The organism is Microcoleus sp. B4-C2, assembly GCF_036705265.1.
GTDB lineage: Bacteria > Cyanobacteriota > Cyanobacteriia > Cyanobacteriales > Microcoleaceae > Microcoleus.
On record NZ_JAUBUB010000077.1, the window covers coordinates 19612 to 31635 of the forward strand.

Consider the following 12024-nt stretch of genomic DNA (forward strand, 5'->3'; position numbering starts at 1 on the left):
AAATGGCAATTTTAACTGTTGTTTACGATGCTAATGTTTTGTATTCGGCATCTCTTCGTGACTTGTTTGTAGAGTTGGCAACTACCGACCTAGTTGAGGCACGTTGGACTGAAGAAATTCACGACGAGTGGATGAGAAATGTACTGATAAACCGTCCCGATATAAGATTTGAACAGCTTGCCCGAACCAAAAGATTAATGAATGCAAGTGTTGAAAATTGCTTGGTACAAGGCTATGAGACAATTATACAAGAGTTAGAACTTCCCGATCTGGGCGATCGTCATGTCCTCGCTGCTGCAATTCACTCTCGTTCTAAGTTTATTATTACTTTCAATCTCAGAGATTTTCCTGAAGAAGCTCTTGCACCTTACGACATTTTAGCGCAGCATCCAGATGATTTTATTTTAGACTTGCTTGACCTCAACTGGCAAAAAGTATGCAAAGCAGCCGAGAAACAAAGAATCCGGCTCAAAAATCCGCCAAAAACGCCTGACGAGTATTTACAAACGCTGGTAGAATTGGGACTGCCGCTGTCAGCAAATCGGATGCGAGAATTGTGCGATCGAGATTAGTTCGATCGCAAACCGCAGAGTTTTCCGAGTTTCTTCCCAGGTTTATTCTTGTATCTTCCCACAGGCTAACTCTTCGACCTAGCCAATATACCGCTCATCTACTTTTTCCAAGACCGCAGTAAATCTATTTACCCTTGTGCCTCTACTTGAAAACGGGTATAATTTTATTTCCGAGAGATAATAGATCGTGAAAACATTACCACAAATTGTACCGAAACCGCATCACCCGATCGACGTAGAATAAAACCACCCGATCGCAGATTGCCAGAAATAGACGAGAGTAGGCATACTTGAACCATCGGTCATCGGTCGGTATATTTCTTCTAAACAGCACGGCAGACGTGGGAGACTCCTCCGTCACGCCTGCCCTGCAGTTTTATTTGATAATTGTGTGATTTGTGCGATCGCCAATGATACCAGTTCCCAAAAAGAATGAAACTGTAGATTATATTCAAACCCTTTGGGAATTAGTAATTCCTTAATCGAAAATCGAAAATCGAAAATCGAAAATAGTATCACCCCATTTTTTTCTTCTTCCAAGCCTCCACAAACGGCACAAACACCGACACCAACTCCTGCCGGTTCACCACCAAAGTCGGATAAGAAACTCTCCCGTAATTCTTCCCCACTTCCAGCGGAAAAATCCCCTGGGATTCCAGCGGCAACCAAACCGCACCAGCAGCCTTCACAATTACCCAACTCCCCGCAATATCCCAAATTTTCGGAGTCGCTTCCACCCCTCCCAACACCGCACCCGAAGCCACAGTCAAAAAATTGTAACTAGCCATACCCAACATCCGAACTTTACTCGGAAGATGAGGCCCCATTCCCACACTCCGCGAACACAAATTAAAAAAATGATTCCCGCTCATTTTATCAGCACTCGGCCGAATTTGCTGCCCGTTTAAAAACGCACCTTGAGGCATATTGTCAAACACGCCGCCCGCCAAATCAGGTGCATAAAAACCGTGAAAAGACTGATTAATTGGCGGCAAATGCACGCAGCCAAAAACCGGGGTTCCGCGATACAACAAACCCAAAGAAATACCCCAAATCGGAATTCCCCTAGCAAAATTAGTCGTAGCATCCAAAGGATCGACAACCCAACACCATTCAGTATCTGGGAAAACGTGTTCGCCCTCCTCACTTAAAATCCCGTGACTGGGAAAAGTAGATGCGATCGCACTTCTAATTTCCGCATCAGCCCAATTATCCGATTTCGTCACCAAACTCCCGTCATCCTTCTCATCCGCTTGCGCGGAACCGAAATCTTGCAACAACTGCTGTCCGACTTTCTCGACAGTAACCCGTGCAAAACTTAAAATAGAATCCCAAAAATTAGTCATTAGTTATTAGTTATTGGTTATTGGTTATTGATTATTGAAACTAACAACTGCCACAGCCCAACTGACAACTGACACCTGCTTTCCTGACAACACATCAGTCTAATTCATTTTCAAGAATAGTGGCGATCGCACTTTTAGCATTATCCTGAAACTCCCGAACATCCACCCTACCCAACAACCAAACAGCCAGAATCATACCCACCGCCGGCACAGCAAAAACCAACCCGTAAGCCAACATCGGCACCCCAAACAAACTTCTGCCCAAATCCAAAATAGCACCGCCACTAATCGTCGCCACACCACGCGCCATCGCCTGCGACAAACCCCAAGCACCAATAAAAGTCCCCGCAGTTTCCGCAGCAGTCAAATCCAACATCAAACTCAGCGCACCCGTCGTAGTAATACCCGAAGCTAAACCAAACAACATTAAAGCAGACTTAAACACAATTGGATTACCAGTAAATCCCGATAAAATAATTAAACCAAAACAAGCAGCAACCGACAAACAGCCCAACCTAATCGTATTTTCCTTGCCAATGCGCGGCACAATTAAAAAACCAGTTGCACTCAAACCGATCAGAGTACCAGTACCATAAATAGCATTCAACTGCGTAGTTTCCGAAATCGACATCTTAAAAATTTCCCCGCCGTAAGGTTCCAAAACTGCATCCTGCATAAACAAGCAAATTGTCATAATCAGCAGGAAAGTAAAAAACAAACCGGTTTGGCGGCTAGCAGTCAAAATCCGCAGCGCACTTCCCAGAGTAATTTTATCTTCTCGATTCACTGCGGACGATCGCACCCCGTACCGCGAATACTTTTTCTCAACGCCAAAAGTTGCAATCCCCACCAACAACAAAACAAGCGCCGGCACCTTCACAAACAAACCGTTAATCGAAGCCTGCAATACTTCCCGCGACACATCCCCATCAATTTGCTTCAGCAAACCGCTGCTAACAATCGCCCCGATAATAATACCAACCATCAGCATCGACCACACCACACCCACCAACTTCGATCGATCTTCCTCATCAGAAACATCCACCAACAAAGCAGCAAAAGGAGTCGAACTCGAACAAATAGCAATACCGTAAAGTGCAAAAATCAAACCCAACAAACCCACCCAACCGTAAGTAGGAGTCGTCCATCCCACAGCCTCCAAACTGCCCCCCAAGCCCCACATCACCTGTACCGCCAAAAAAGCAGAAATCACAAACAAAACCCCGCCCATCCACACATAACCCGTGCGGTGATGGCCAAACAAAGGCTTAGCATCAGACATTTGCCCAAACCACACCCTAGCCGGGGCGACAAACTGGTGCATAGCCAGCGTACCAGCCACCACAGTAGCCGGAATCGCCAACTCCTTAATCATGACGCGATTGAGTACCCCCAGCGTCAAAATCGACATCATGCCCAATCCCATCTGAAACAAACCCAACCGGAACATAGTCAGCAGGGTAACTCTCTTGATAGCAGGAGTCGCGGAATCTGTTAATCTTGAATCTGGTAAACGGTCGATCGACATAACTACTCAAATAAACACATCATTTGCACTTATAGTAACTGAGATATCGCCACCAGCCGCCATTCCTCCCCCGGCTAGAAGCTCGATCGCGATTATTTATATAAAAATAATAGACAATAAAGAATTGTGGATTTACCAACCGTGACAACCATTACCTTGGGACAAAATGGCCCAGCCGTCATTCCCCTGTGCGTCGGAACTTGGGCTTGGGGCGACAAACTATTTTGGAACTACGGCAGCAACTACGGCGCCGCCGAAGTCGAAGCAGCATTCAAAACATCCCTAGACAACGGAGTCAACTTTTTTGACACAGCCGAAGTCTACGGTAACGGCTTGTCAGAAGAATTACTGGGGCAGTTTATCAAAAAAACCAGCCAACCCGTGCAAATAGCCACCAAATTCGGCCCCGTACCTTGGCGGATTACAGGAAAATCAGTTTCCGAAGCCTTGAGTGCCAGCTTAAAACGCTTGCAAGTAGAACAAATAGCCCTCTACCAAGTGCACTGGCCATTCACTTTTTTACTCAGTCAAGAAACCCTGATGAACGCCTTAGCAGATGAAGTCAAACAAGGCAGAATTCAAGCACTAGGAGTCAGCAACTATTCAGTAGAACAGATGCGCCAAGCCCACAAAATACTAGCAGCCAGAGGCGTTCCCCTAGCAACAAATCAAGTCCGTTACTCCTTGCTGTCGCGGCAAGTAGAAAAACAAGGGATTGTGAATGCTGCCCGCGAATTGGGCGTCACCATTTTAGCTTACAGCCCCTTAGCCCAAGGATTGCTCACCGACAAATACACAGCCCAAGAACCACCTACAGGAGCCCGCAAAATGGACTCCCGCTTCAGCAAAAGCGGCCTCGAAAAAATTGAATTAGTCATGTCTACCCTGCGGAAAATGGGCCGAAAGCGCGATCGCACTCCGGCCCAAGTTGCCCTAAACTGGTTGATATGCCAAAACGGAGTCATCCCCATTCCCGGCGCCAAAACCGCCAAACAAGCCCAAGAAAATGCAGGCGCTTTAGGTTGGAATTTGAGCCAAGATGAAGTCAATCAATTAGAACTAATGACTCGTCCTTGGCGAGAATAAATTTGTTAATTGTTGACTGTTGACTGTTGACTGTTCGCTGTTCGCCGTAGGTTGGGTTTTACTTCACTCTACCCAACCTACAGTTCACTTTCTTCTCCCCTCTTCCCTCTTCCTTCTTCCTGACATCCGTTACATCCGTTACATCCGTTACATCCGTTACAGAATCCGTTGCCGAACTTTGTCTTACTATGAAAATTTTAACTGACTGGGGCTTCACGCGCGAAGGCTGGCGCAACAACAGCCGCGGCGAATATTTAGTTTTGCTTCAAGGAGGATTGCTCACAGGATTTGTAATCTTACCAGTTTATCAACTGCCAGGATTAAAAATTCAATCAACCCACTTACTTTATATTATCTGGTTTATGGCCAGTATTCTAGGCTTAACCGGATTGATTTTCATCATCAAAGGATTGATAGACTTAGGAAAAAACCTCACACCTTTACCATATCCCAGAGAAGACGGAGAATTAGTCCAAACAGGCATTTACGGAATAGTGCGGCATCCATTATACAGCGGCTTAATTTTAGCAGCCCTCGGCTGGACACTTTTTCAAATGAGCATATCCCACTTAATAGCCAGCGCACTATTAATAATACTTTTCGAGATCAAAGCCAACCGAGAAGAAGCCTGGTTAACCAAAAAATATCCAGAGTATTCACAGTACCGCCAAAAAGTCAAAAAACTAATTCCCGGCATCTATTAACTGTTCGATCTAAAAACCTCGCTGTCAACAGTCAACTGTCAACAGTCAACTATCTAAAGACCGTTACCAATTAGAATAAACGGTGCCCAGTAGTATGGATGATGCAAACGACTGGCCACTGACCGTTGCAAACCGCTGCGAGTTTGAGCTAAAATTGATAAATTGGCCGATCGACCCAACACCGAATCATCACCTGTAATTAACGCAATTTGAGCTTTTTGCAAAGCTTCCGCCTTTTTAGTTGTCCCCGACTGCAACGCCGTATAAAAAGCAATCATCAATGCTTGAGTACCGCCATCATGTACTTTCCATAAAGATGCGATCGCAGCTTTTGCTCCTGTTTCCTGTATCTGGTAGCCAAAACCTAAAATTTCTTCTCCATTACCTAGTTTACCACCTATCCCCGTCTCGCAAGCACTCAATACTACCAAATCTACATTCAGTAGATTTAAAGTTTGAATATCGGGCAGGGTAATTAGACCCCCATCACCTAGCAAAATAAACGAATCTTCCGGTTGTCCGGTAACAAACATAGCATGAGTTGCCAAATGAATAATGTTATAATCTGGCAAACGCGGAATCATTGTGGCACGATTGAATTCCAGATCGATTAATTTTGTAGTTCCTGGCATCATCGCAGCTAAATTTTCCACTTCTAGCCCCGCAAATTCCAAACCAGAAAAACCAAATGGAGTAGACCCCCGTTTAAAATTATGACGACCCGTAGCAAAAGCACCAGCTAAAATGCGAGGTTTAGCAGCAGTTTCTCCATTGAATTTGGTTAGGCTCATAGCAGTAATATTATTAATTACAAACCGCTGCCCCAACCATTGTTTACCATCATATAAAGCTGCTAGAGGAATGTAGCGTAACTGTCCGTCAGGAGCATAAATAATGCTTTTAGCTTGTGCTTCAGTCAGATCGTCTTCTAGGGGTTTGATTAACCAATTATAAAGTTTGTTGGCTGGGATTGTGGCATCGGATTTAGGATCTTCCAAAGCCATGCGAAATTCCAGAATTGCTTGATTGAGTTCTTGTTTTTTAACTGCTACAGTACGTCGGAATGGGGGAGAGTCAGCAGTTGTTATTACCAATTCTAAACGGTCTTCTAAAATTAAAGGCTGAATCAATACGGCTTTTTTTTCTAACCGCTGCAATACATCCGATCGTATGTTATTGAGTTGAGCTAGATTCACAGTTTGTCCTTTAGCAGTAGGACTAAGTTGTTGGATAATGGCAACAATTTCAGGAGAATTAATAAATTCGTTGAATGTGCCGCGCATTTCCTGCTGCATTTGCCTGAAATTGGCGATTTCTTGTTGCTGTTGGGAGGTGCGATCGGCTGGGGGAATTTTTTCTAATTCAGCAAGCTTTCTGCCTAGTTGAATCTCTCGATTTAAAATTTCATTGTGCCTGTTGCGAATTTGCTGTTCTTGAGGAGTTAAGGGAATACCTTGTGCTGTTTGTTCGTTTCCCCGAACGGAACGGAGATAATCTTCTATTTCTTGAATTTTGAGTAAATCGAGGACTTGTTGTGCTTCTAAAACTCGGTCTTGTTGCAGTAATAGATCGGCGAGGCGGCGGTAGGTATCGGCGACAGTTGTTGTGTACGAGCGCTGTTGTTCGGTGGGGAGAGCGCGCAAATCGCTGCGAATTGATTCGGTGACATTAACTGATAATTTATAAAAGGCGATCGCTACTTCTGGTTGAGTTTGTTTGGCTAAAACTTCACCGATATTACTAAGAATAAGACGTTCTGTTTGGCGATCGCCAATTTCTCTAATAATTCCTAAAGCTTTTTGGTAAGAATCTAAGGCTAGAGCGAATTGATTTAAACCTTTATAAGCACTACCAATTAAGTTAAAATTTTTACCGACCCAAGCCTTTTCTTCAAATTCCTGAGAAATTGATAATGCTTCTCTCAGCACTTCTAATGCTTGAACGTACTGTCCTTGCTCGGAATACACAGAACCTATATGATTTAAAGTACGACCCATACTTGCACGTTCGCTGAGTTGCCTCTGAATCAATAACGATTTTTCATAGAAATTCAGAGCTTTTGAGTATTCTTTGAGTTTTTCATAAACCGTCCCAATGTTCAGAAGAGTTATTGCTTCGCCGGAGCGATCGTTCGCTTTTTGACGAGCAGCTAAAGATTGCTGAAAAACTACCAAGGCTTGAGAATTTTGTCCTAGATAACTGTAAACTAATCCAATATTATTGAAAAGGCGACCCATAGCCGATATATCGTTAATTTCTTGACTTATAGCCAGACTTCTTTGATAAAATTTAAGTGCCTGAGAATATTCAGCCAAACCTTTATATATTATCCCCATTCCATTGAGAGAGTTCGCAATATTCACTCGATCGCCAAGTTCTTCATGAATTACTAAAGCTCGTTGATAAAACTCAAGAGCTTGGTAATATTGTCCTTGTCGGAAATAAGTTGTGGCTATTACAATAAGAATTTCGCCAACTTTTACTTTGTTATTTAATTCCTGATTAATAGCTAAAGATACTTGCAAAAATTGGATGGATCGAGAATATAAATTTAGGTTAATGTAAATTATTCCAATTGCATAGCTAGCTTTGCCAATACCTTGGCGATCGCCAATTTCTTGGTAAATTGCTAAAACTTGTTTATAAATCTCTAATGCTTCTTGATATTGATTTTGGTCATATTTTTGCCTGCCCGTTTTAAAGAGTTTTTCAACATCATTTTTGGGTTCCCCAGTTGTTGAGTTTTGTGTCCAATAAAAAAGAGCTGGTTTCCGATCGGAATTTCTTATAACAGATTCATCCGATTTAGTTACTATCGGTACGCCTGAAAATTGCCCGCTTGATAAGTTGAGCGTCACTAATAAAAAACTAACATGACCCGATTTAAAAAACATATAAAAGCGTAATATCTAATTTTAAATAATACAAATGCTTCTCCTAAACTTGTCTAATTACAAATATTTGAGCAATGATTGTTTCACGATAAGTTTATTCATTCATCTAATACCAAATCCGCTTCGATTTTGCTTGATATTTTCCTAGGAACAAAGTCCCATCAAAACGGATTTGATATGACTCATTTTTTAACGAGAAGGCGAGGGGCGTGAAGGAGGTCTATTAGGGGTTGGCGTTGGGGGTGGGTCTGGTACTCCCTTTACTGCTGCTTCTACTCCTGCTTCTGCTCCTCTTGTCATTAGTCGAGCGATATCAGGGGTTGGCGTTGGGGGTGTATCGTCTACTCCCGTTACTGCTGCTTCTACTCCTGCTTCTGCTCCTCTTGTCATTAGTCGAGCGATATCAGGGGTTGGCGTTGGGGGTGGGTCTGATACTCCTGCTTTTGCTGCTTTTCTCATTGCTCGATCGCTCTCAATTATCAGACGAGAAGGTGGTGGTGGTTTTCCTGGATCTGACTCTCCTTTTTCTATTTTTATTCTTAGTCTATTTGTATCCTTTTGAGGTGGTGGCGGTTCAGCATCCGAGCCAGAATCTGGTTCTAATAATAGTGAGAGGGGCTTTCGCGATTCTATATTTGGTCGAGAATCTGATTCTGATAATAGTGGCTCTAAGGACTCTAAGGATAGCCTACATATATCGGTAATAGTAGCTAGAGTGTATGCTACACCACTTAGATCTCCAATTTTCTGATAAATAGCTAAAGCAGCTTGGCAAAGTTGTAAAGCACCACTATAGTTTTTTGCTTCAACCTCCTTGTAAGCTTCCTGAAATAATTCCTCAGCTACCTGAATCGCAGATTTGTCATCGCTCATTTTCGTTCTTGCCTCTCACCTCATGATTTCCAATTTCATACTCACTCTAAAAACTGTTATCCGGGAAAAATCAAAAGTTTCTCTAAATTAATTCCTCACTACTTCGGAAAACTGTTGCGGTTTTGCCAAACTTGCCTTGAGTTTGGCAATCTGCGTTTCCAGTTCCTTAACTTTTCGCGTATTTCCTAAAGCTTTGTGACTGTTTATGGCTTGCGCCAACCAACCAAGTGCTTCTTGCTTCTCGCCTTCCGCCCCGTACAACTCCCCCAAAGCCTCCTCTAACTGCGCTTGCTCCCCGATGTCTTTGGCTGCACTAGCTAATTTATGTGCTTGTAGATAATTGCTCTCTGCCAGCAATGTCACCCCTTCTTGCCAGTATAAATCGCCTAGCTTGCGATAGGCAATAGCTTCTTGAAAACCCGTTGCTACCAATGCTTCCAATGTCTCGATCGCCTCAGATTTCAAATCCGAACCGATGTAAAAATAAGCACGTTGCAAAGCTTTGGTTTTCTCGGCAATTTTTTGACTGTTAATTTGCTCGATCGCCCCTTTCACCAGTTGCTTTTCCTTCGTTGGTAGCATTCGGAAGCTTCGATCGGGCAGTTTTTCCTCGTCAGATGTCCTGCCGTTCTCAGCTTTTACCACCAGTAAATACACAAATCCCGGTTCCAGTTGTGGTGTTCCCCGATACACTACTTCATTTCCATTAACTTTTGTTTCCCAAATTGTGCGATCGCCCTTCACTAAACTCACAGTATAATTATTAACACCGGGAACTTTATTCCAACGCAACTTCGGGCGATCGTTCAGCAATAAAGTGCGTCGGGGACTGATAATATAAGGAATTAAGACATCAACAGGCCCGCGAGGATCGGCAGTATAATCCTCACAGTCGATCGCTAGCATTTCTGATCGCTCGATACCTGAAACTTGAGGATGCAATCCATTAATTATCGGATCAACTCTTGACGCTGTGACGATCGGGATTAAAGGCGTCAGCCCAAAAATAGCAAAGTAAGTAAATGTTTTGCCTTTGAGATTGATTGGTGTCAGCTTGGATGGATGATTATTTTTCATGACCTAAATTATTTTTCATTGTTCGCGATAGCGAAGCGATCGCATAAACTTTGGAAATCTTCATTAGTCCTCTGAAGCGAGGACTTGTGCTTTGAGGCAGGGGTTTAAACCCCTGCCGGACTATCGGGGATACGCTATAACTTTAAATTTGGAAAATTTTTGCTGAATTCTTGCAGCACCCATCTCTGTTCTTCAGGCAATTCAGACGACAAATTATTATAGCATTTTTTCCAATTAAATCTAGATTTTTGTTGATTTCCTTGACGTTCTAAAAGAACCGCTTGCAAACAGTAAGCAACAGAACGATCGCTAGAAATATTAATCGCTTTCGTCAGGTTATTGTTAGCCTCTTCATATCGCCCTAACTCCAACTGCGCCCAACCTAAATTTTTGTGTATAGTGTACGTTGTCTTAATATCTGTGGCAAGTGGTAAAGCTTTTTCTAACAGCGGTAGAGCTTTCGCATATTGTTTATCTAAAATTTCCAGCCGCGCCAAATTATTTAAAGCTTTATTAACACCTGCATTGATAGCTATTTGATATGCAGCGCGAGCCTTGTCATACTCTTGTTTGTCTTCATAAATTACGCCTAAGTTATAGTTAACTCTTCCATCATTTCCTTGAAATAATAGAGCTATTTTATAATATAATTCCCCATTATATAAACGTTGATTTTTGTAATTACTCAAACCTTCTTTGTTAAGATAAAATACTATCTGGGGTGAGAAAGTCCACAAACCGGCTAGCAAAAAAAAGCTAGCTAGAGCTAGTTTGCCTACCCAGTTAAAACGAATCCTATCAAAAATAGGATTCGTTTTACTGGGTTCGATCGATTGTTTAATTTCTGGCAATGGTTGCGCCACGCTTTCCAAGGGCGATCGCGCGTCTCCTCGTGCCAAAATCTGCAAGATTTCCTGGCAGTTTTGTGGTCGCTTGCCAAAAAAAGGAGCCATCATGGGGTCAATTAAATCTGCCAAATGTGGTAAAACTTGCGTTGCTTTATCTCGCCATATCAATTCACCATTGTCAGGATTTTTAGGTAAATCGATCGGCACTTTTCCTGTCAGTAAATAAACAAAACTACGCCCCAAAGCAAAGAAATCAGATTGCGGTACTGCATGACCCTCTGCTTGTTCGCTTGGCGTATAGCCAGCAGAAATAATCGCAGTTCCCGTATAATTTTCTTTTTGTTGCCGCAAGTAAGTTTCTGTTACTTCTCGCACCGCACCAAAATCAACTAATACCAATTTCCCATCCGGCTTTAACATGATATTGGACGGTTTAATATCTCGGTGAAAATACTGCTGCTGGTGCAGTAAATTGAGAATTTGTGTGAGTTGTGTCAACCAGTCGATCGCAGTTTCTGTATTTATTGGTTGATTCGCTCTTGCTAACATCCACTCTTGTAAATTTTGCCCCGGTATTTTCTCCATTACCAAACATGGTAACGGTTTGCTACTACCTTCAGGCCAATTAAAATATCCGTCTTTTTCTACACGAGGAATGCCGGGGTGTCTTTGGCTCATTAAGAACTTTGCTTCTCGCTGAAATAAAATGGTGGCTTTTTGCTTAATATCTGGGTTATTAAAGTTATCTAAATTCAAAACTTTTAATACTTTGATAATGCCACCATCGTCTACTTCAAAAATATCGCCAAAGCCACCGCCACCAATGCGATCGATAACTTGGTAGCGACCTTGCAGTAAAAACCCTGGATGAATTAAGTTACCTGGAATCATAGAACCTCTTGAGAAATCTCGTTTTTACCTGATTCTAGATCCCCCTAAATCCCCCTTAAGAAGGGGGACTTTGAGAAGACTTCCCCCTAAAAAAGGGGGACTTTGAGTACATCCGGTCCCCCCCTTCTTAAGGGGGGTTAGGCAGGGTGGATTAATTGTCAAAAGAGTAAACCAGTGGGGCTAGGCTATTTGCTGACGAGCACGC

Annotated in this window: 10 protein-coding genes; 3 read left to right on the top strand and 7 right to left on the bottom strand. The window is 42.8% G+C overall.

Going from position 1 to position 12024, the window contains the following annotated elements; translation table 11 throughout:
• Positions 1-2 precede the first annotated feature (2 nt).
• The gene (locus QUB20_RS20595) at positions 3-572 is read left to right on the top strand and encodes a PIN domain-containing protein (RefSeq protein WP_333248974.1); all 570 of its coding nucleotides are present in this window, start codon (positions 3-5) and stop codon (positions 570-572) included.
• Positions 573-768: 196 nt separating this feature from the next.
• On the opposite strand, the gene QUB20_RS20600 is transcribed toward QUB20_RS20595, so the two are convergent.
• The 3 genes from QUB20_RS20600 to QUB20_RS20610 form a co-directional block, all read right to left on the bottom strand.
• Positions 769-933 carry a hypothetical protein gene (locus QUB20_RS20600; protein ID WP_333248978.1) on the bottom strand — a complete coding sequence of 55 codons (165 nt, stop codon included), beginning with the start codon at positions 931-933 and terminating at the stop codon, positions 769-771.
• Positions 934-1087: 154 nt separating this feature from the next.
• A complete protein-coding gene (locus QUB20_RS20605; protein ID WP_333248981.1) occupies positions 1088-1918 on the bottom strand; it encodes an inositol monophosphatase family protein in 831 nt (276 codons plus the stop codon).
• A gap of 94 nt (positions 1919-2012) precedes the next feature.
• A complete protein-coding gene (locus QUB20_RS20610) occupies positions 2013-3446 on the bottom strand; it encodes a BCD family MFS transporter (protein WP_333248983.1) in 1434 nt (477 codons plus the stop codon).
• A 141-nt stretch (positions 3447-3587) separates the two neighbouring features.
• On the opposite strand from QUB20_RS20610, the gene QUB20_RS20615 reads away from it, so the two are divergent.
• Entirely contained in the window at positions 3588-4532 is a 945-nt protein-coding gene (locus QUB20_RS20615) for an aldo/keto reductase (protein WP_333248999.1), read from the top strand.
• A 188-nt stretch (positions 4533-4720) separates the two neighbouring features.
• Positions 4721-5236, top strand: coding sequence for an isoprenylcysteine carboxylmethyltransferase family protein (locus tag QUB20_RS20620; protein ID WP_333248985.1), 516 nt, complete (start codon positions 4721-4723; stop codon positions 5234-5236).
• Between the two features lie 53 nt (positions 5237-5289).
• Here the strand turns inward: QUB20_RS20620 and QUB20_RS20625 are convergent, their stop codons facing one another.
• From QUB20_RS20625 to QUB20_RS20640, 4 genes are all read right to left on the bottom strand, one after another.
• Complete coding sequence (locus tag QUB20_RS20625; RefSeq protein ID WP_333248987.1) at positions 5290-8130, bottom strand: CHAT domain-containing protein; 2841 nt, start codon at positions 8128-8130, stop codon at positions 5290-5292.
• A 189-nt stretch (positions 8131-8319) separates the two neighbouring features.
• Complete coding sequence (locus QUB20_RS20630; RefSeq protein WP_333248990.1) at positions 8320-9003, bottom strand: hypothetical protein; 684 nt, start codon at positions 9001-9003, stop codon at positions 8320-8322.
• Between the two features lie 87 nt (positions 9004-9090).
• Entirely contained in the window at positions 9091-10080 is a 990-nt protein-coding gene (locus tag QUB20_RS20635; protein WP_333248993.1) for a tetratricopeptide repeat protein, read from the bottom strand.
• A gap of 134 nt (positions 10081-10214) precedes the next feature.
• Positions 10215-11819, bottom strand: a complete 1605-nt coding sequence (locus QUB20_RS20640) for a protein kinase domain-containing protein (protein ID WP_333248995.1) — start codon at positions 11817-11819, stop codon at positions 10215-10217.
• Positions 11820-12024 lie beyond the last annotated feature (205 nt).

Bases quoted from the DNA above. Each gene is read 5' to 3' on its own strand.
- QUB20_RS20595 (WP_333248974.1), top strand. From the start codon at position 3: ATGGCAATTTTAACTGTTGTTTACGATGCTAATGTTTTGTATTCGGCA.
- QUB20_RS20605 (WP_333248981.1), bottom strand. From the start codon at position 1,918: ATGACTAATTTTTGGGATTCTATTTTAAGTTTTGCACGGGTTACTGTC.
- QUB20_RS20610 (WP_333248983.1), bottom strand. From the start codon at position 3,446: ATGTCGATCGACCGTTTACCAGATTCAAGATTAACAGATTCCGCGACT.
- QUB20_RS20620 (WP_333248985.1), top strand. From the start codon at position 4,721: ATGAAAATTTTAACTGACTGGGGCTTCACGCGCGAAGGCTGGCGCAAC.
- QUB20_RS20625 (WP_333248987.1), bottom strand. From the start codon at position 8,130: ATGTTTTTTAAATCGGGTCATGTTAGTTTTTTATTAGTGACGCTCAAC.
- QUB20_RS20630 (WP_333248990.1), bottom strand. From the start codon at position 9,003: ATGAGCGATGACAAATCTGCGATTCAGGTAGCTGAGGAATTATTTCAG.
- QUB20_RS20635 (WP_333248993.1), bottom strand. From the start codon at position 10,080: ATGAAAAATAATCATCCATCCAAGCTGACACCAATCAATCTCAAAGGC.
- QUB20_RS20640 (WP_333248995.1), bottom strand. From the start codon at position 11,819: ATGATTCCAGGTAACTTAATTCATCCAGGGTTTTTACTGCAAGGTCGC.